The sequence below is a fragment of the Hydrogenophilus islandicus genome, from assembly GCF_054657095.1.
Genome location: NZ_BAAHXE010000011.1, coordinates 1 through 19120, shown reverse-complemented (window position 1 = coordinate 19120; position 19120 = coordinate 1). Strand labels below are relative to the sequence as shown.

Below are 19120 nucleotides of genomic sequence, written 5' to 3'. Positions count from 1 at the left end.
ATGATGTTGCGCAAAACCCTGATCGCTGCCGTCGCAGGCCTCTTGGCCCTCTCTGCCGGGAGCACCCTGGCACATACCGACGAATACCTCGATACCCAACAGGCGCCCCACAGCGGCCAACTGCGCATGGCAGGCGCCTATCATTTCGAACTGGTGGTGGCCAAGGAGAGCACGGAGGCGAAGGAGAACCCGGTGGTGGTCTACGTGACCGACCACGCCGGAAACCCGGTGCCCACGGCAGGCGCCAAAGGCACGGCAACCATTCTCTCCGGCAAAACCAAAGTCACCATCGACCTCGCCCCCGATGGCGACAACCGGCTGAAAGGTTCGGGAAGCTACGCCTCGACGCCCGACATGAAAGTGGTGGTGTCGATCACCCTACCCGGCAAACCGGCCGAGCAGGCGCGATTCACGCCGTTGGCGAAATCTGGAACCAATGGGCAAGAAGGACACGCCGAACATATGAAACACTGAGGAGCGCGCACCGGCTGCGTCCCAGCGGGTGCGTTAGCGGCGCGGTCGCGCCAACGCCCACGCCTCGTCGGCCATCATCGCCTCCTCGTTGGTGGCGACCACCGCCACCGCCACCCGGCTCTCGGGCGCGTCGATACGGCAAAAGCCGTTGGGGAGATTCCCCACCGCCCGCTCATTTGCGTCGCGATCGATCACCACCCCCAGCCACGCCGCGTGATCGGCGATTCGCGCCCGCACCGCTGCCGCGTGCTCGCCGATCCCACCGGTGAAGACGAGTGCGTCCAAACCCCCGACGGCGGCCGCGAGCGACCCGAGCTCACGCCCGGCGCGGTAGCAGAAGAGCTCGACCGCCTCGTGCGCTTTGGGGTCGCTGCTCACAAGGAGCGTCCGCATGTCGGAGCTCAGCTCCGAAACCCCCAGCAGGCCCGATTCACGGTAGAGGATCCGTTCGATCTCCCCGGCACCGAGCCCCTCGTGTTGCAGCATGTAGAGGATCGTTCCAACGTCGATCGAGCCGCAACGCGTCCCCATCATGAGGCCGTCGAGCGCGGTAAAGCCCATCGTCGACGCGACGCTTTTACCATCACGCAGCGCGCACATCGACGCGCCGTTCCCGAGGTGCGCCACCACCACCCGCCCTCGCGCCAACTCGGGGCCGAGGATTGCCGGCAAACGCGACGCGACAAAGGCGTAGGAGAGCCCATGAAAGCCGTAGCGGCGCACCCCCGCCGCCCAGTAGCGGCGCGGCAGCGGCATCATCTGCGCCTGCCACGGCTGGGTGCGGTGAAATGCCGTGTCGAAACAGGCCACCTGGAGCCACTCGGGATGGCGCACGCGCAAGAGGCGGATCGGGCGCAGGTTGTGGGGTTGATGGAGCGGCGCAAGAGGCACATAGGCGGCAAGGCGTTCAAGCACCGCCTCATCGACGACGACCGCCGAAGCGTAGTCGTTCCCGCCATGGACAACGCGGTGGGCCACCGCGGCAAGCGCGACCCCGCCCGTATGGGTTTCGATCCCGGCGAGGAGCGCCGCGAGCGCCTCCTCATGCTGCGCGTCGAGCTCCCCCGAGAGGGGCAACCGCTCGGCGCGGTGCGCCTCCCCCTCATGCCAGTGAAACACGCCCTCACCCAGGCCAATCCCTTCGATCTTGCCCCACCAGCGCGGGCGCTGCCCCACCCTCCCCTCGATCACCGGGAAGAGGGCAAATTTGACGCTCGACGAACCCGCGTTGAGGCAAAGAATCGCCGTCTGCCCTGAGTCCTGCCCCATGACCATCATCTCCTCCTCTTCGACGTTGGGCGCATTACGACGGCAGGGGTACGCCGCGCGCTTTCGCTGCAACGAGAATCTGCGCAAGCGCGCAGCTTGCCACCCGCGTCTCCGGTGTGTCGGCGCGGCTGGTGAGGACGATCGGCACCTTCGCCCCGAGAACGATCCCGGCCATCAGGGCGTTCGCAAGGTACTCCAACTGCTTCGCGAGCATGTTGCCCGCCTCGAGGTCAGGGACCAGCAAGATATCGGCATTGCCGGCAACCGCCGAGCGAATCCCCTTCACCTTTGCGGCGACGAGCGACACCGCGTTGTCGAACGCCAATGGCCCATCCAACAGCCCGCCGGTAATCTGCCCGCGGTCGGCCATCTTGCAGAGCGCCGCCGCCTCGATCGTCGAGCGGATCTTCGGGTTCACCGTCTCGACCGCCGAGAGGATCGCCACCTTCGGCTCGGTCACCCCAATCGCGTGCGCAAGGTCGATCGCGTTCTGGACGATGTCGCGCTTCTCCTCAAGCGTCGGCTCGATGTTGATCGCCGCGTCGGTGATCATCAGCGGGTGGGGGTAGGTGGGCACATCGGCGAGAAAGACGTGGGAGATCCGGCGGTCAGTCCGCAACCCCCGCTCTTTGCTCACCACCTCCGCCATCAGCTCGTCGGTATGGAGCGACCCCTTCATCAACGCCGCGCACTGCCCCTCGCGACAGAGACGCACCGCAACTTCCGCAGAGGCGTGCGAATGGGGGGTGTCGATGAGCTCGATGCCGTCGAGCGAACAGGATAACTGAGCGGCGAGCGCTTCGATTTTTGCGCGCGGCCCCACCAACACCGGCTCGATCACCCCCGCCTCTTTCGCTTCGATCGCCCCGGCCAACGCATATTCGCTGCACGGGTGGGCCACCGCCATGCGCACCGGCGGCAGGTCGCGCACGAGCGACATCAGGTGCTGATAGCGGAGTTCCTTGTCGGAGAAGGTCACCTCGGGCAGTTCAACCCGCGGACGGCGAATCTTTTCGGTCGGGGCGATCACCTCGGCCGTGCCGTCGATCACGAGCAACCCGTCCTGGTTGGTCGCGACACAATCGAAGAGAACGTGGTGGTTGTGCGCGTATTTTTCCCGCACCGTGACCTGCGCGGTGAGCGTATCGCCGATCGTGATCGAGCGGTGAAAGCGGAGATCCTGCCGCACATAGACCGTCCCCGGCCCAGGGTACTGGGTGCCGAGAATCGCCGAAAAGAGGGCGCCCCCCCACATCGAGTGGCCGACGATTTCGCGGAACTGCCCCGAGCGGGCATACTCGGGGTCGATGTGGGTCGGGTTGAGGTCGCCCGAAAGCACCGCAAAGAGGTGGATATCCTCCGGGCGGAGCGTGCGCGCCAATTCGGCCCGCTCGCCCACGGTGATCTCGTCGAAGGTCTTGTTTTCGATCCAAACCGGGGATGTCCAGGATGGCATGCGCTGACTCCAATGTTGCGTTGCAGCAAATGTACCTTGCCGCGACGATTTTCGCAACTCCAGAGGCACAATGGCATGATAAACTCGACCACTTCGAGTTGCCCAGAGAGACGATCGAGCCATGAAAGCAAGTCGCTTCTTCATCGCGACACTCAAAGAGGATCCTGCGGATGCCGAAATCGTCAGCCAGCGGTTGATGATCCGCGCCGGCTTCATCAAAAAGGTCGCGGCGGGAATCTACACCTGGACCCCGCTCGGGTTGCGGTCGCTGCGCAAAGTCGAAGCGATCGTCCGCGAGGAGATGAACCGGGCCGGGGCGATCGAACTCCTCATGCCCGCGGTCCAACCGGCAGAACTGTGGCAGGAGTCGGGGCGGTGGGAGTTCTACGGGCCGGAGCTTCTGCGCTTCAAGGATCGCCACGAGCGCGACTTCGTCATCGGCCCCACCCACGAAGAGGTGATCACCGACTTTGCCCGGCGCGAGATCAAAAGCTACAAACAGCTCCCCAAACACTTCTACCAGATCCAGACCAAATTCCGCGACGAGATCCGCCCCCGCTTCGGCGTGATGCGGGCGCGCGAATTCATCATGAAGGACGGCTACTCCTTCCACGCCTCCTTTGCCGATCTCGAGCGGGAGTACCGCAACATGTACGCCACCTACACGCGGATCTTCACCCGCCTGGGGCTTGAGTTTCGCGCCGTTGCCGCTGACACCGGCTCGATCGGCGGAACGGGCTCGCACGAATTCCACGTGATCGCCGCAACGGGCGAAGACACGATCGCCTACTGCCCCACCTCCGACTACGCCGCCAACGTGGAACTTGCCGAAGCGCTGCCCCCCGCGGGCGAGCGCCCAGCCCCTTCGCAACCGCTTACCGAAGTCGCCACCCCTGGGGTGAAGACGATCGCCGAACTGGTTGCGTTTCTCGGTATTCCGGTGGAACAGAGCGTCAAAGCGGTGGTGGTCGAGGGCGAAAACGGGGAACCGGTGCTGCTCCTCTTGCGCGGCGACCACGAACTCAACGAGATCAAGGCGCAGAAGATCCCCGGGATCAAAAATCCCCTCACCTTTGCGTCAGAAGCGCAGATTCGCGCCGCGTTTGGCGCAGGTCCAGGCTCCCTCGGGCCGGTGGGCTTCACCGGCCGGATCATCGCCGACCGGACCGTGGCGAAGATGGCCAACTTCGTCACCGGCGCGAATCGCGACGGCTACCACTACACCGGGGTGAATATCGGCCGCGACTTTCCTGAACCGGAGGTCGCCGACCTCAGGAACGTCGTCGCCGGCGACCCTTCCCCCGACGGCAAAGGGGTTTTGGCGCTCTGCAAAGGGATCGAAGTGGGCCACATCTTTCAGCTCCGCACCAAGTACTCCGAGGCGATGCGCTGCACCTTCCTCGACGAGGGCGGCACCGAACGGGCGATGGAGATGGGGTGCTACGGGATTGGGGTGAGCCGCATCCTGGGCGCCGCGATCGAACAGAACCACGACGAGCGCGGCATCATCTGGCCGGAGGCGATCGCGCCGTTTGAGGCGGTCGTCTGTCCAATCGGCGCCGCGAAGTCCCCTGCGGTGGCGGAGGAAGCGGAACGGATCTATGAGGCACTGCGAGAGGCTCGCGTCGACGTGATCCTCGACGACCGCAACGAACGCCCCGGCGCAATGTTTGCCGATTGGGAACTGATCGGCATTCCGTGGCGCATTGTCGTGAGCGACCGCGGACTCGCTGCCGGGACGCTGGAGATCCGCCACCGCCGCGCCACTGAAAACACCGTTCTTCCTGCTTCCGAAGCGCTTACCCAGGTGGTTGCGGCGATCGGTGCCGCCAAAGGGGGGAACTGAGCGCCCGATGCGCGGTTCAGCGGCTCTGGTGGTCACTTCGCGCGATGAATCGGCCGCATGCGTAGCGGACGGCTTTTTACCGTTGCGCTGGGCTTAGCGGTCGCCTGCCACGCGGCGCCGCTCTGGGCGGGCGCGCAGCAGTATGAGCCGCTTGCCGACGCGGTACGTGAAGCGCTCGCCGCCGCCACCCGCGCCGACGATCCGCCAGCCATCAGCGTTCTCCGCGAGCGCTTCCCCGCAAGCGCCCAATGGGTCGCAAAGCAAGCGCCGCGCGTTGCCCCTTATCTCCCCGACGACGAAGAGCGCTCGGCGCTCCTTTTTACCGTCTGGTATGAAGCGGCACGCGCCGGACTTGACCCGGAGCTCGTGCTCGCGGTGATCCACGTCGAGAGCCACTTTCGCAAATACGCCGTCTCGGAAGCGGGCGCGCGCGGCTTCATGCAGGTGATGCCCTTCTGGGTCGAGCTCATCGGCGCCCCCGGCCACAACCTCTTTCATCTGCGGACGAACCTCCGCTACGGCACGGTGATCCTGCGCCACTACCTCGAGATCGAACGGGGCGACCTCTTTCGCGCCCTGGGCCGCTACAACGGAAGCTTGGGCGACCCCACCTACCCTAACCTCGTCTTCGCGGCGTGGGGGAGGTACCGGTAGCGTCAGTGCGCAACCACCTCGCGCAACACCGCCCGCTTGAACGGCGTGAGCCACTCGGCGGCGACGAGCGCCGCCCGACGCGCGACCTTCGCGGGAAGCGCGTCGCGGGTGTAGAGGGTCGCGACGAGATTGGTCGCCTGATAGAGGGGCCACGTCGCACGGCGGTGGCTCCGCTCGTAGCGGGCGAGGTAATGGGGTGAATGGATCGGTACCCCGTCGGCGCGCGCCGCTTTGAGCGTTTCAGCAAGCCGCACCGCGCCGGCGAGCCCGAAATTGAAGCCGTGCGCCGTCACGGGGTGCATCCCCACCGCAGCGTCGCCGACGAGCGCCGCCCGCCGCGCGACGAAATCGTGGGCATAGACCGCAACAAGCGGATAGGCGTAGCGTCGGCTCACCACCTCCATCCGCCCGAGCCGCCCGTCAAACCGCCGCGTGAGCTCAGCGGCGAGCTCCTTGTCACTCAACCCCATGAGGCGCGCGATCTCCTCGGGCGCCATCGTGACGACGATGCCGCTCACGTTGTGGTTGAGCGGCAGGAGCGCCAGCGTCTGGCCGCGATAACCGAACCACTCCCACGCGACGTGACCGTGCGGGGCGTCGTGGGTCATGCGCACCAACATCATCGTGCGGTGAAAGTCGAGCGAACTTGCCCCAATCCCAAGCTGCGAACGGATGCGGGAGAAACGGGTATCGGCGGCGACGACAAGCTCGGCGGCAACGACGCGGCCATCCGCCAACGTGAGGTAGGCCGCTTCATGGGTCCGGGTTACCCCCACGACGCGGGTCGCGGGAAAGAGGCGCGCCGCCTGCTGGTCCACTACTTCTGCAAAGAGGGCGCGACGGATCCAGTGGTTCGGCACCAGCTGCCCGATTGCGTCACAGCCGGCGTCGCGGGCGCGAAACCGGAGCGCCAAGAGCGACGGTCCGTCAAAGACCTGCGCATCCTTGAGCGGCGAAACTTCGTCCGCGGGGATATGGTGCCACGCCCCGAGCCGCTCGAGCGTCTGGCGCGAAGCGTGGGTGAGAGCGATCTCCCGCCCGTCGGGCTGCGGGTCGGCGAGCTCCTCTTCCCGTTGCTGATCGAACAGGGCGACCGCGAGCCCCGACCCCGCGAGCGCCAACGCCAACGCCAAACCGGCTGGGCCCGCCCCCACCACCGCGACATCGAACCGTTCCATCACACCCCCTTGCAAGCGCCAAGGCGTGACAGAATTGTAGCGCACGCGGAGAGATCTCAATCCATCCGGCGCTTGATCGAGACCGCCCCGCGCACCTCCCCTTCGTGGTAACCGCGGGCGCGGTCGTGAGGATAGCGCGCGGCGAGCGCTTGCGCGGTCTCCGAGCCGACACTCTTCTCGTCACCGTGACAATTGAGGCAGAGGGTGCCGACCGGCAGCGCCTTCACATAGCGGAAGTAGCGCCCCGCCGGTTCGGTCACGATCTCGGCGTGCTCAAGCGCCTCAGCCTTCTCACCGGCAGCGACGCGGCGGTCGAACTCCTGCAGGACCTTCTGCTCCCACGCGTCGGGCGTTCCGATCATCGGGTTGCGGGTTTTGAGCGACACCCGACGCACCTGCCAGCCGTACTGTACTGAAATGTCCGACGCAATCTTGGGCGCGAGATCGCGACAGATTGCGACCGCGTTCGTCGGCCCCCCTGCCTCGAGCGCCTTCTTGAGTTCGCCGCCAAGCTGGGTGACGAGCGCTTTCGTCGCCGCCCGACTCTCATCGAGATAAGGCGTGAGGTCATCCGCCGCGTGAGCGGAGAGCGTCAATACCCCACCGACACAGAGTGCTGCAATCGACCGAATCGACATCATAGACTCCTCTGCACAACCCGATCAGAAGCGGTGCGCCCAGTTCATCCGCAGAGTGAATTGCGAGTGGGTGATCCGCACATCGGGGAGTCCCAACGCGGGTACGCCAGGAATCGTTTGAGTCACCTGCGGCGCGATCGCCACCGCTGCCCCGACGTTGTCCTGCTTGGTCACCTGCACCCCGACCCCGAGCGTGAAGTGCTTTTCGACCGTCGCAGGGAAGAGCGGGTTGAGGTATTGCGCCTTGATCGGGTTCTTACCGTAATTGAACCCGGCCCTGAACGCGAGCCCCGGCGTCGGGCGGTACTCGGCGCCGACCATATAAACGGTCTGGTCACGCCACTTCTGATCCATCTGGACGGTGAGATCCCCCATCGCCGACGCGAACTGGACCGTGAAGACATCCATCGTATCGGACCAGCGCAACCGTTTCACGTCAGCAACCAACTGCCACTGCTCGGTCGGTTGGTAAGCGACCCCCACCGCCCAGGTCGTCGGCCACTCGAAATTGCGGATGGTGTAGCGGCCGGGAATCGTCATCGTCGGCGCAGAAAGGACCGTCCCCATCCCCAGAAGGCCGTTGCCGGTAAAATCGGAAACTCGGGTCTTGCTGTGGAACGTCGCCCCCACCGACCACTGCGGCGAAAACTGGTAGAGGACCCCGAGCTTGTAGGCCCAGCCGTGACCCCGAGTCTGCTGCTTCCAGTCGCTCTTGTCACTCATATCGAAGCGGGCGTAGCCGTTCGCCGGCATCATCCCCAGCATCGGGGTCATTGAGCCGCTGGCGCGCAGCGTCCCCGCGCTCATCCCCGCCCCCATCTGTGCCGCGCTCATATCCATCTGCATATCGAGCCCCGCCCAGACGAAATCGACCTGCGCGGCAATAGAGAGCTGGTCATTGATCCGCTTGGCGAGCGGGAACATCGCGCGCGCAAAGCCCACTTCACTGCGCACTGGGAGCCCACTCAACGAGAGGAACGAAGCGGCGTCGTACTCGGTCCCCATCCCCCCTTGGGCAATCACGGCAAAACCGTAGCTCCAGCCGCGATCGGTGCGGATGAGGGAGAGCGACGGCATCCAGTAGGAATCCCCGCCCGATTGCGCCGTCATCCCCATCGCGTCGATATGGGACGCCACATCCGGCCCCAAGCGGGTAATGCCCATCCCGAAGACGGTGCCATCTTTGCGCAGGCCGAACGCTGCCGGGTTGTTCATCACATTCGAGTTACCCGAATCGTACGCCATCGACGCGCCACCCAAGCCGCCCGCCCGGGCACCGAACGCCTCCATGTTCATCCCGTTGGTCGCTGCCGCTGTAAGCGGCGTCAGCGCTGCGAAGACGACCCCCCACTTCTGCCACGATCGGTTTTTCATCAACTGCTCCTCCACCGGATATTATGAGCCTTTATTCTATTTCCCCACTGCGCGGATCGTCAAGCGCAACGGCTACCGCTTTGGTAAGAGGTCACGATAACCCAAATAGGAGATAACGAGCGCAAGAGCAGCGAGCAGTGCCCCCAGCTCGAAAGGAGCCGCCGGCCCGAAAGCGCTCCACAGCGCCCCGGCGGCGACACTGGCAAGCAGCTGCGCCACCCCCGTGACCAGGTAGAAGAGGCCAAACGCACTGCCGCGGAGCGACGAAGGTGCCCCATCGGCCACCATCGCGGCAAAGAGCCCCTGGGTTGCCGCCATATGCACCCCCCACAACACCACCCCAAAGAGCGCCACCCCCCAACTGGAAGCGAAGGCCAACACCAGATCGGCCGCAATCAGAGCGGCGCACCCGATGAGGAGGAGCGTCTGGCGTCGGCCATTGTCGGACCAGCGACCGAGCGGATAGGCCGCCAGTGCATAGACCGCGTTCATCACCAGCAACACCGCAGGCATCCAAGTCACCGCCAAACCGAGCGATTCAGCACGCAACACCAGAAACGCCTCAGAAAAACGGGCCAATGTGACGAGCGTCGCCACCCCGACCACCCACCAAAAGGGGCGGCCAAGCACCGCCAACGCAGAGACGGAGAGGAGCGGTTGCTGGGCCACAGGAGAATGGCGCTTCGCTTCACCCTCCTTCACACCCACCGCAATCACCACGACGCAGAGGAGCGCCGGCAACGCAGCCACCCAGAAGACCAAGCGGATGTCGTCGCCACTGGCCGCCATCAACCCGATCGCGACGAGCGGTGCCAAGAACGCTCCGACCGTATCGAGCGCCTGGCGCAGGCCGTAAGCGGCACCACGCTGCTCCGATTCGGTGAGATCGGCAATGAGGGCATCGCGCGGCGCGCCTCGAATCCCCTTGCCGATGCGATCGAGGAAACGGGCGAGCAACACCATCGTGGGCGTTGTCGCGAGCGGAAAAAGAGGTTTGGTGAGAGCGGCAAGGCCATAGCCCAACAAGATCAGCGGTTTGCGCCGCTTGATCCGGTCCGAGATCACCCCGGAGAAGAGCTTGGCAAACGACGCCGTCGCCTCCGCCACCCCTTCGATCACTCCCACGGCGAGGGTCGACGCCCCCAAGACCGCAACGAGAAAGACTGGCAAGAGCGCATGGATCATCTCGGAGGAGAGATCCATGAGGAGCGACACCATCCCCAACGCCCAGACGCCGGTCGGGAGGGCGTTGCGGGAAACCCCGGGTAGTGGCGCTCGGCCCATTCTCTGCTCCTCAAGTGTCGTGCCGCCACCGCTGCACGTGCAAAGACAACGCTAACCCTGCCCCCCGACGGTGATTGCGTCGATCCTCAGCGTCGATTGCCCGACCCCGACCGGTACACTCTGCCCCTCTTTGCCGCAGGTGCCGATGCCGGGGTCGAGCGCCCAGTCGTTCGCAACCATCGTCACCTGGCGCATCACCTCAGGGCCGTCGCCGATCAGCGTCGCCCCCTTCACCGGGTACTGGATCTTGCCCTTCTCGACCCAGTAGGCCTCGCTCATCTCAAAGACAAATTTCCCCGAGGTGATGTCGACCTGGCCACCGCCGAACTGCACCGCGTAGATCCCGCGCTCGAGGCTGGCGATCACCTCGTCACGCGTGTACGGCCCGGGGCGCAGGTAGGTGTTGGTCATGCGCGGCAGCGTCAAGTGGGCGTAAGACTCGCGCCGCCCGTTGCCGGTGGGTCTCATCCCCATCAGGCGGGCATTCAGCCGATCGTGGAGGTACCCCACGAGCACCCCGTCTTCGATCAACACCGTCTCGCCGGTCGGCGTCCCCTCGTCGTCGATCGTGAGCGACCCGCGGCACTCGGGGAGCGCTCCGTGGTCGACGACCGTCACCCCCTTCGCCGCCACTTGCTCGCCGAGCCGGCCGCTGTAGGCCGAGACCCCCTTGCGGTTGAAATCGCCCTCCAAGCCGTGCCCCACCGCCTCATGTAAGAGCACGCCGGGCCAGCCGCAGCCGAGCACCACTGGCATCACCCCCGCTGGAGCCGGACGCGCTTCGAGGTTCACCGCGGACTGATGGACCGCCTGCTCGGCCAAGCGATCAAGTACCGCATCATCGAACCGCTCCAGACCATACCGCCCGCCGATCCCCGCGGAACCGACCTCGCGGCGGCCGTTCTCGTGGGCAATCACCGTGAGCGACAGGCGGACGAGCGGGCGGATGTCCCAAGCGAGCGTCCCGTCGAGCCGGGCGATGATCACCGCCTCCCACACCGCAACGAGCTGCGCGATCACCTGGTCGAGCCGCCGATCCCGCGCGCGCGCTTTCGCCTCCAACTGCTGCAGGAGCGCCACCTTCTGCGTCGCGTCGAGCCCCCCGATCGGATCTTCGGACGAATAGAGCGCGCGCGGCGGCGGCTGGCGCGTCAGCGTCACCGGATAGACCCCCGCTTGCCCCGCGGCGGCGATCACCCGGACGCTCTTCGCCGCCTCGAAGACCGCAGCGGGATCGAGCACGTCGGTGTAGGCGAGCGCCTGCTTTTCGCCGTGGATCGCCCGTACCCCCACCCCGGCGTCGATCGAGAAACTCCCCGCTTTGACGATTCCTTCCTCAAGCGACCACGATTCGGCGTGGCGGTATTGAAAATAGAGGTCGGCGTCATCGATCGCGTGGGTCGCCATTTCGGCGAAAATGCGCGCCACCTCCGCTTCCCCCCAGCCGAGCGGCAACCAGAGGTGGCGGTAGGCCTCTTCCCACCGCGTGTCCGTCAGACTTCTGCTTGTTTGCCTATCGTTCGCCTCGCTCATCCCATTCCCCGTCGGCTGTACGACTTGAGTGCTATCATTACCCGATGGTCACCGATTCTAACAACTTCCCGCCAAAGAACTCCTACTTGCCGCTTCCCCTGCCGCCTTGGCTCGAAGAGGAGGCGGGCGACCGGCTGAGTGCCAAAGTGGAGTTTCTCCGCCACACCCCACAGCGGATCGTCTGGTTGGGCGACGCGCCCGAGTGGCTCAGCGCGCTTGCCCAACGCTACCCCGACGCCGCGCGCTGCGCCTATACGTTCGCGGGACCCTCGCAGTCACAGCACGGCCAGCTTGAGGAGCGCCCGCGCGACGGGGTGTTTGCCCGGTGGTGGCGAAGGCTCCGTCGCGCCCCCAAGAGCGCCGCGACGCCCGTTGCCGACCCGGCTCTACTACCCGAGTCCCCCGGAAGTGTCGACCTTCTGCTCGCAAACCTGCTCCTCTTTCGCGCCGCAAGGCCGGAAGCGCTCCTCACCGCGTGGCAGCAGCTCCTCGCTGCGAACGCGCCCCTCTTTTTCGCGACGCTTGGGCCCGACACCCTCAAAGAGCTCCGCGCGGCGCTGCACCGTGAAGGGTTGCGCGCGATTCCCGACACCTGGCCCCCTTTTCCCGACATGCACGACCTGGGCGACCTGCTCCTGCGGTTGCGCTTTGCCGAACCGGTGATGGACATGCAGATGCTCACCGTGCATTACGCGTCGGCCGAAGCGCTTGCTGCCGATTGGGGCGCGTGGCTCGGGGAAGCGCAAGCGGTGCTCACCACCCTCTCCTACCCCTTTACCCTTTCGGTGGAACTGGTCTTTGGCCACGCGTGGCGTCCCGCGCAGCAACCCGCCGCGTCAGCGCGCGCAAGCGCCACTCCGCAACCGATCCACTGGCACCCGCAACGGCGATGACGACCCCGATCTGGATATTCGACCTCGACAACACGCTCCACCACGCGAGCGCGTCGATCTTCCCCCACCTCAACCGGCAGATGACCGAATACCTGATGCGATACCTGGCGCTTTCGGAAGCGGAAGCCAACGCCCTGCGCGTCCGCTACTGGCGCGCCTACGGGGCGACGCTCGTGGGGCTGATCCGCCACCACCGGATCGACCCCCACCACTTCCTGCGCGAAACCCACCGCTTCGACAACCTCGCTGCCCACATCCGCGCGCCGGAGCGGCTCAAAGCGACGCTCGCGAAACTCCCCGGACGCAAGGTGCTCTTCACCAACGGCCCGCGCGCGTACGCCGAGGCGGTCGTCACGCTGCTTGGCATCCGCCCCTATTTCGACCGGCTTTTTGCGATCGAAGATCTCGCCTACCACCCGAAACCGCGGCGGCGCGCCTACGCGACGATCCTCAGAAGCCTGCGCGCCAATCCTTCCCGCTGCCTGCTGGTCGAAGATAGCGCCGAAAACTTGGCGCCCGCAAAGCAACTCGGGATGACCACCGTCTGGGTGAGCCAAAGCCGCGGCAAGCCCCCCTATGTCGACTGGAAGATCGCCACCGTCACTGAGCTGCCGCGCGTCCTCACCCACCGCTTGCGCGAGGAGCGCGCCGAGCTCACGCTCCGCTACTCAACCAACGCGCAACCTCGAGGGCAAAGTAGGTGAGCACTGCGTCGGCCCCGGCGCGTTTGAACGCGACGAGCGACTCGAGCACACAGGCACGGCGATCGAGCCAGCCGTTTTGGGCGGCAGCGGTGAGCATCGCGTATTCGCCGCTCACCTGGTAGGCAAACGTCGGGACGCCAAAGGTCTCCTTGACGCGCCGCACGATGTCGAGGTAGGGCATCCCTGGTTTGACCATCACCATATCGGCCCCCTCGTGGAGGTCGAGCGCCACCTCGCGGAGCGCCTCGTCGGAGTTCGCCGGATCCATCTGGTAGGTGAACTTGTTCCCCTTGCCCAGATTCGCCGCCGAACCGACCGCGTCGCGAAACGGCCCGTAGAAGCTCGACGCATATTTCGCCGCGTAGGAGAGGATCCGCACCTGGGTCTGCCCCGCCGCGTCGAGCGCCTGGCGAATCGCCCCGATCCGGCCATCCATCATGTCGGAAGGAGCAACCACGTCGGCCCCCGCTTGCGCGTGGCACACCGCCTGCTTGACGAGCGCCGCGACCGTCTCGTCGTTCAAGACATAGCCGCGCGGGTCGTCCCGGGCGATCAGCCCATCCTGACCGTGCGCCGTGTAGGGATCGAGCGCGACGTCGGTGATCACACCCAGCTCCGGCACCGCGCGTTTGAGCGCCGAGACCACCCGCGGCACGAGCCCCTCAGGGTTCCACGCCTCCTCGGCCTCCCAACTCTTCTTCTCGGGCGGCACCACCGGAAAGAGAGCGATCGCGGGAATACCGAGCTTCGCCGCCTCCTCGGCAAGGGGCAACAGGCGGTCGAGGGTCACGCGCTCCACCCCTGGCATCGACGCCACCGGTTCGCTCCGTCTCTCCCCTTCAAGGACAAAAACGGGCCAGATGAGGTCGTCGACGGTCACCTGGTGCTCGCGCATCAGTCGCCGGGAGAAGTCGTCGCGCCGCATCCGCCGCATCCGAACCGCCGGAAAGGTTCCTACTGGAAAGACCATCGCTGCTCCTCGTCGTCGTTTCGCTGGATCAATTATAAATGGGCGGCGAACTTTCCCAACGCGACCGAACCCCTCGCGCGCTATCATTGCGCCACCGTCGCTCAGCAAGGAGCCTCCCATGACCACACCCCTTCCTCCGGCGCTCGTTGCCGAACTCACCGCCCGCTTGGGCGAGCGCTTTACGCAAAATCCCGCGATTTGCGCCCAACACGGGCACGACGAGTCCCACTTCCCCGACGCCCCGCCGCAGGCGGTCGCCTTCGTCACCACCACCGACGAGGTTCAGGCGGTGGCGCGCGCCGCTTCCGCCCACCGCATCCCGTTGATCCCCTTTGCCGCAGGGAGTTCGCTCGAGGGGCACGTCCTTGCCCCCTACGGCGGCATCGCGGTCGACTTCACCCAGATGAACCGGATTGTCGCGATTGAGCCGGAGAACATGCTCGCGACCGTTGAACCGGGCGTCACCCGCACCCAGCTCAACGCCGCGCTCAAAGGGAGCGGCCTCTTCTTTCCGATCGACCCCGGAGCAGACGCGACGATCGGCGGCATGACCGCCACGCGCGCTTCAGGCACCAACGCCGTGCGTTACGGCACGATGCGCGAAAATGTCCTTGCGATCGACGCGGTGCTCGCCGACGGCACCCTGATGCACACCGGCACGAAAGCGCGCAAATCGAGCGCCGGTTACGACCTCACCCGGCTCCTCGTCGGCTCCGAAGGGACGCTCGCGCTCTTCACCGCGATCACGGTGCGGCTCCATCCCCTTCCCGAGGCGATCGCCGCCGCGGTCTGCCCCTTTCCGACGATCACCGCGGCAGTCGAGACGGTGATCGGCGCGAGCCAAATGGGGATTCCACTTGCCCGCGTCGAATTTCTCGACGAACGCGCCGTCGCGGCGATCAACCGCTACAGCCACACCGACTACCCCGAAACCCCCACGCTCTTTTTCGAGTTCCACGGCTCGGAGCGCGGCGTGGCCGAACAGATCGAAGCGGTCAAAGCGCTCGCCGACGACCACGGCGGCGGCCCCTTCATCTGGGCGAACCGCCCTGAGGAGCGGACCCGCCTGTGGGACGCGCGCCACAAAGCCTACTTCGCCTGTCTCGCGCTTCGCCCAGGGTGCCGCGGGATCACCACCGACGTCTGCGTTCCCATCGCGCGGCTGGCGGAGGCGGTGACCGAGGCGCGCCAGCTGATCGACGCCTCTGGCCTCACCGCCCCGATCCTGGGACACGTCGGCGACGGGAACTTCCACAGCCTCATCCTGGTCGATCCGACCGATCCCGCGGAAGTGTCCCGCGCCGAGCAGCTCAACGAAGCGATCGTCGCAGCGGCGCTCGCGCTCGAAGGGACTTCGACGGGAGAGCACGGCATCGGGATGGGGAAAAAGGGGTTCCTCCGCCAAGAAGCTGGTGACGCCGCAGTCGCGATGATGCGGGCGGTCAAAAGCGCGTTCGACCCGCTCGGCATCCTCAATCCGGGAAAAATTTTTGAGTAACGAAGTCGGGAACTTTTCGCACGCGTCTTACTCCAATCGCTCGGCAGCATGCAACGGCAGCCATGATTTTCATCCTCCCTCCTCCTCCCGCCCTCCTCCCTGAGCGGGATTGAACGCCCGGGACACCCGTCCTGGGCGTCTTTTTTTACCCTGCATCTGGCGGACGACTCGCCGCGTCGAACCACGTTCCCACCACCGTCTCGACCTCTTCGATCCCCTGCCCTTTGAGCGCCGAAAAGAGCTGCACGCTCACCCGCCACCCGCGCTGGGCCACCTCCCGCGCGACCGCAGCGCGGGTCGCTGCGGCGCTCCCGCGCGAGAGCTTATCGGCTTTGTTGAGCAGAATATGGACAGGCAACCCGCGCGGTGCAAACCACTCCAGGAGCTGCCAATCGAGCGCAGTCAACGGGTGGCGGAGATCCATCACGTGGATCAAGCCGATCAACGCTTCGCGCGTCATCAGATAGTGCTCGATCAGCCCGGCCCACTCGCGGCGAATCGCCTCGGGTGCTTTGGCAAACCCAAACCCTGGCAGATCGACCAGATAACAGCCCGCAGGGGTGCGAAAGAGGTTCAAGAGCTGCGTCCGCCCGGGGGTGCGCGAGACATAAGCCAAACGGCGGTGGCCGGTGAGCGTATTGATCGCGCTCGACTTCCCAGCGTTGGAGCGTCCGACGAACGCCACCTCTGGCCCCGCTGCCGCCGGCAACCCTCCAGGCTTCGCGATCGAGGTGACAAACGCCGTGCCGCGGAAAAAACCGCTATACTTTTTGCTCTCCATCAAACTCTTGGCTTCCTTGTTGCTCATCACTTCCGTTAGAATATCAGCTTTGCGTTGCTTCGTCTTGGGGAACCGCCATGAAACCTCTCGTCATCGCTAGCTCCTTACTCCTTGCTGGCGCGGCCCACGCTGTGGAACCGGCCCGCGTGCAGGAGATTGTCACCACGATCTGCGCCGCCTGCCACGGAACCGACGGCAACAGCGCCGTGGCCGAATACCCGAAACTGGCCGGGCAACATGCCGAATACCTCTACAAGCAACTGGTCGAATTCAAAAGCTGGGAAGGGGAACCGCCGAAGCGCGAAAACGCGATCATGAACGGCATGGTCGCGACCCTCACCAAAGAGGAGATGAAGGCGCTCGCCGAATACTACAGCCAGCAGAAGCCAGCTGAAAACGCGGCGACCAACGCCGCAACGCTCGCGCTGGGGCAGAAGATCTGGCGCGCGGGGATCGCAAGCAAAGGTGTTCCCGCCTGTGCAGCGTGCCACGGCCCGTCGGGAAGCGGCATCCCGGTGCAATTCCCGATGCTCAAAGGGCAACACCCGCAGTACACCGCAAGCCAGCTCAAGGCATTTCGGGAACAGCAGCGGGCGAACGACCCCGAAGGGATGATGCGCACCACCGCGAATGCGATGACCGACGCCGAGATGGCGGCGGTTGCCGACTATATCGCCGGGCTGCGCTGACCGCGACGAGCGGCGCGGCGCGCAAGGAGCGCCGCAACCTCTGCGCGCGCAAAACCGGCCCGCTCCCGATCCCTCCAGTTGACAGGGGGATGGGGAAGCGGCGCGTCAAATGCCTCAACCAGAGCCAGATAGGTGGCTTCTGGCGCTAGCCCCCGTTCGCGACACAACCAGCGAAACCAGCGGTCGCCTGTTGCGACGTGCCCCACCTCATCGCGAAGAATCGTCTCCAGCACCGCGATCGACGCATGATCGCCAATCTGGCGGAGCTTCTCCTGAATCACCGGCGTGGCGTCCAACCCCCGCGCCTCCAAGACCCGCGGCACCAGCGCCATCCGCGCCAAAGGGTCGGACATCGTTTTCACCGCCATCTCCCACAGCCCATTGTGGGCGGGAAAATCGCCGTAGGCGTACCCCAAGGCACGGAGGCGCTCGCAGACCAGGAGGAAATGGGCCGCCTCCTCAGCAGCAATGCGCAGCCAATCGGCGTAAAAAGCCTCAGGCATCGCCGGAAAACGCCAAACACAATCGAGCGCGAGGTTGATCGCGTTGAATTCGATGTGCGCCACCGCATGAAGGAGCGCGGCGTGCCCCTCGCGCGTCCCCACCTTCCGTTTCGGCATCTGCGCCGGCGGCAACAACACGGGGCGCTGCGGCTGCCGCGGGGCAGTGAGCGGGGGCGCGAGTGGCCGCGTCGGTTCGCACCGATACCGCCCTGCCTGCCACCCCTCCCAAAGCGACTGAGCGCCGGCGCACTTCGTCTCCGGTGAGGGGGTCAGGAGTACCGCATAGGCTGCTTCATGTACCGATTCGCGTGGGGGAGCGCCATTCTCTGCCGTCAAGTTACCTACCCTCCTCGCTGCACACTCCAGGGGGGTTGCTGAAGACCGAAACAGGTCGGTATAATGTTTTACCGGAGTATAACCTACGAGGGCCCTATGTATACCACCCACCTTCGCAAAGTCGGCGGCTCCGTGATGATGGTCGTCCCCCCGGTTCTCCTTGAGATGCTTAACCTGAAAGCGGGCCATAAGGTGGAACTCACCGTCGATCAAGGGCGCCTGGTCGTGGTACCGCAGCCCCAGCCCCGCTACACCCTCGACGAACTTCTCGCACAATGCGACCGCTTGACTGACCAATCGCCAGAGGAGAGGGAGTGGCTCGCCTCTCCACCTGTTGGCAGTGAGCTTCTTTGATGGAACGGGGTGACATCTATCTTGTCTCGCTCGATCCCACGGTTGGAAACGAGCAAAAGGGATTCCGCCCGGTCCTGATCGTCTCGCCTGGGGCATTCAACCGTGTAACCCAAACACCCATCGTCGTGCCAATCACCACGGGGGGAAACTTCGCGCGTACAGCAGGTTTCGCTGTTTCACTCATGGGGGCTGGGACCCAAACAACGGGAATTATTCGCTGCGATCAACCGCGGGCACTCGATATCGCCGCCCGTCACGGACGGAAAGTGGAAAGTGTGCCGCCAGCGATCATCGAAGAGGTGTTGGCCAAATTGGCGACGATCTTGGCGTAACGGATAGCTTGGGTCCTGGAGACAGGACCTCGGAAAAAAAGGAGCGTGCCCCATCACTCGCCACCGATGTCGCGCCAACTGACGACCTGGACGCCTTGACGCACATAGCTATCGTCCCCACCATAATCGATTGTCGCCGGTAGTAGAGATCCATCGGCTGCCCGCGATGGAAGCGCTCTTTGATCAAAGTTGGGGGCAGCGCTGCACCTCGTCGATGATCGCACCATCCTTGAAGCGCGCGAGAAACCCCCGCGGATCGCGCAACGCGAACTCCCGCTCGGACAAATCCTCGAGACTCACGTAGTCGCGGTCGGCAAAAAGCGCCCGTGCCAGGGTCGTTTTGCCCGATTGGCG

At 65.2% G+C, this 19120-nt stretch carries 19 protein-coding genes and 1 pseudogene; 9 read left to right on the top strand and 11 right to left on the bottom strand.

All coding sequences use genetic code 11. From position 1 onward, the window contains the following. Nucleotides 1–474: a hypothetical protein gene (locus tag ACYQ6T_RS05140; protein ID WP_459828493.1), complete on the top strand. Its 474-nt coding sequence runs from the start codon at nt 1–3 to the stop codon at nt 472–474. Between the two features lie 33 nt (nt 475–507). On the opposite strand, the gene ACYQ6T_RS05135 is transcribed toward ACYQ6T_RS05140, so the two are convergent. Next, a complete protein-coding gene (locus ACYQ6T_RS05135; RefSeq protein WP_459828491.1) occupies nt 508–1749 on the bottom strand; it encodes an acetate/propionate family kinase in 1242 nt (413 codons plus the stop codon). A 28-nt stretch (nt 1750–1777) separates the two neighbouring features. After that, nucleotides 1778–3199 carry a bifunctional enoyl-CoA hydratase/phosphate acetyltransferase gene (locus ACYQ6T_RS05130; RefSeq protein WP_459828486.1) on the bottom strand — a complete coding sequence of 474 codons (1422 nt, stop codon included), beginning with the start codon at nt 3197–3199 and terminating at the stop codon, nt 1778–1780. Between the two features lie 121 nt (nt 3200–3320). On the opposite strand from ACYQ6T_RS05130, the gene ACYQ6T_RS05125 reads away from it, so the two are divergent. Both ACYQ6T_RS05125 and ACYQ6T_RS05120 read left to right on the top strand, forming a co-directional pair. Continuing rightward, nucleotides 3321–5045: a proline--tRNA ligase gene (locus tag ACYQ6T_RS05125; protein WP_459828484.1), complete on the top strand. Its 1725-nt coding sequence runs from the start codon at nt 3321–3323 to the stop codon at nt 5043–5045. A 57-nt stretch (nt 5046–5102) separates the two neighbouring features. After that, nucleotides 5103–5699, top strand: a complete 597-nt coding sequence (locus ACYQ6T_RS05120) for a transglycosylase SLT domain-containing protein (protein ID WP_459828482.1) — start codon at nt 5103–5105, stop codon at nt 5697–5699. Nucleotides 5700–5701: 2 nt separating this feature from the next. On the opposite strand, the gene ubiM is transcribed toward ACYQ6T_RS05120, so the two are convergent. The 5 genes from ubiM to tldD all read right to left on the bottom strand — a co-directional run bounded on the left by ubiM (nt 5702) and on the right by tldD (nt 11706). Further along, nucleotides 5702–6877, bottom strand: coding sequence for a 5-demethoxyubiquinol-8 5-hydroxylase UbiM (ubiM, locus tag ACYQ6T_RS05115; RefSeq protein ID WP_459828480.1), 1176 nt, complete (start codon nt 6875–6877; stop codon nt 5702–5704). Nucleotides 6878–6933: 56 nt separating this feature from the next. Further along, nucleotides 6934–7515, bottom strand: coding sequence for a Tll0287-like domain-containing protein (locus ACYQ6T_RS05110; RefSeq protein WP_459828478.1), 582 nt, complete (start codon nt 7513–7515; stop codon nt 6934–6936). A gap of 24 nt (nt 7516–7539) precedes the next feature. Continuing rightward, nucleotides 7540–8889, bottom strand: a complete 1350-nt coding sequence (locus tag ACYQ6T_RS05105) for an OmpP1/FadL family transporter (protein ID WP_459828476.1) — start codon at nt 8887–8889, stop codon at nt 7540–7542. Between the two features lie 72 nt (nt 8890–8961). Beyond that, nucleotides 8962–10173, bottom strand: a complete 1212-nt coding sequence (locus ACYQ6T_RS05100; protein WP_459828474.1) for an MFS transporter — start codon at nt 10171–10173, stop codon at nt 8962–8964. A 51-nt stretch (nt 10174–10224) separates the two neighbouring features. Further along, nucleotides 10225–11706, bottom strand: a complete 1482-nt coding sequence (gene tldD, locus ACYQ6T_RS05095; RefSeq protein WP_459828472.1) for a metalloprotease TldD — start codon at nt 11704–11706, stop codon at nt 10225–10227. 44 nt (nt 11707–11750) lie between these two features. Here tldD and ACYQ6T_RS05090 point away from each other — a divergent pair, with 44 nt between their 5' ends. After that, entirely contained in the window at nt 11751–12599 is an 849-nt protein-coding gene (locus ACYQ6T_RS05090; RefSeq protein WP_459828470.1) for a hypothetical protein, read from the top strand. Beyond that, nucleotides 12596–13303: a pyrimidine 5'-nucleotidase gene (locus tag ACYQ6T_RS05085; protein WP_459828468.1), complete on the top strand. Its 708-nt coding sequence runs from the start codon at nt 12596–12598 to the stop codon at nt 13301–13303. Before ACYQ6T_RS05090 ends, ACYQ6T_RS05085 begins: the two co-directional genes overlap by 4 nt. Here ACYQ6T_RS05085 and hemB read toward each other — a convergent pair. Then, a complete protein-coding gene (hemB, locus tag ACYQ6T_RS05080; RefSeq protein WP_459828466.1) occupies nt 13254–14273 on the bottom strand; it encodes a porphobilinogen synthase in 1020 nt (339 codons plus the stop codon). The two genes, ACYQ6T_RS05085 and hemB, sit on opposite strands and share 50 nt — an antisense overlap. A gap of 118 nt (nt 14274–14391) precedes the next feature. On the opposite strand from hemB, the gene ACYQ6T_RS05075 reads away from it, so the two are divergent. After that, on the top strand, nt 14392–15771 hold the full coding sequence (locus ACYQ6T_RS05075) for an FAD-binding oxidoreductase (protein ID WP_459828464.1): 1380 nt from the start codon (nt 14392–14394) through the stop codon (nt 15769–15771). 145 nt (nt 15772–15916) lie between these two features. On the opposite strand, the gene yihA is transcribed toward ACYQ6T_RS05075, so the two are convergent. Next, the gene (gene yihA, locus ACYQ6T_RS05070) at nt 15917–16579 is read right to left on the bottom strand and encodes a ribosome biogenesis GTP-binding protein YihA/YsxC (protein ID WP_459828462.1); all 663 of its coding nucleotides are present in this window, start codon (nt 16577–16579) and stop codon (nt 15917–15919) included. A gap of 50 nt (nt 16580–16629) precedes the next feature. Here yihA and ACYQ6T_RS05065 point away from each other — a divergent pair, with 50 nt between their 5' ends. Next, nucleotides 16630–17241, top strand: a complete 612-nt coding sequence (locus ACYQ6T_RS05065) for a c-type cytochrome (protein WP_459828460.1) — start codon at nt 16630–16632, stop codon at nt 17239–17241. Here ACYQ6T_RS05065 and ACYQ6T_RS05060 read toward each other — a convergent pair. Beyond that, a complete protein-coding gene (locus ACYQ6T_RS05060) occupies nt 17220–18080 on the bottom strand; it encodes a ferritin-like domain-containing protein (protein WP_459828458.1) in 861 nt (286 codons plus the stop codon). The genes ACYQ6T_RS05065 and ACYQ6T_RS05060 overlap by 22 nt on opposite strands. Before the next feature lie 96 nt (nt 18081–18176). Here ACYQ6T_RS05060 and ACYQ6T_RS05055 point away from each other — a divergent pair, with 96 nt between their 5' ends. Together ACYQ6T_RS05055 and ACYQ6T_RS05050 are read left to right on the top strand one after the other, a co-directional pair. Then, nucleotides 18177–18434 carry an AbrB/MazE/SpoVT family DNA-binding domain-containing protein gene (locus tag ACYQ6T_RS05055; protein ID WP_459828456.1) on the top strand — a complete coding sequence of 86 codons (258 nt, stop codon included), beginning with the start codon at nt 18177–18179 and terminating at the stop codon, nt 18432–18434. After that, nucleotides 18434–18766 (top strand): type II toxin-antitoxin system PemK/MazF family toxin, encoded by a 333-nt coding sequence (locus tag ACYQ6T_RS05050; protein ID WP_459828454.1) that lies wholly within the window; start codon nt 18434–18436, stop codon nt 18764–18766. Before ACYQ6T_RS05055 ends, ACYQ6T_RS05050 begins: the two co-directional genes overlap by 1 nt. Before the next feature lie 186 nt (nt 18767–18952). On the opposite strand, the pseudogene ACYQ6T_RS05045 reads toward ACYQ6T_RS05050, so the two are convergent. Next, nucleotides 18953–19120 (bottom strand): annotated as a pseudogene (locus ACYQ6T_RS05045) (AAA family ATPase); the annotation flags it as partial.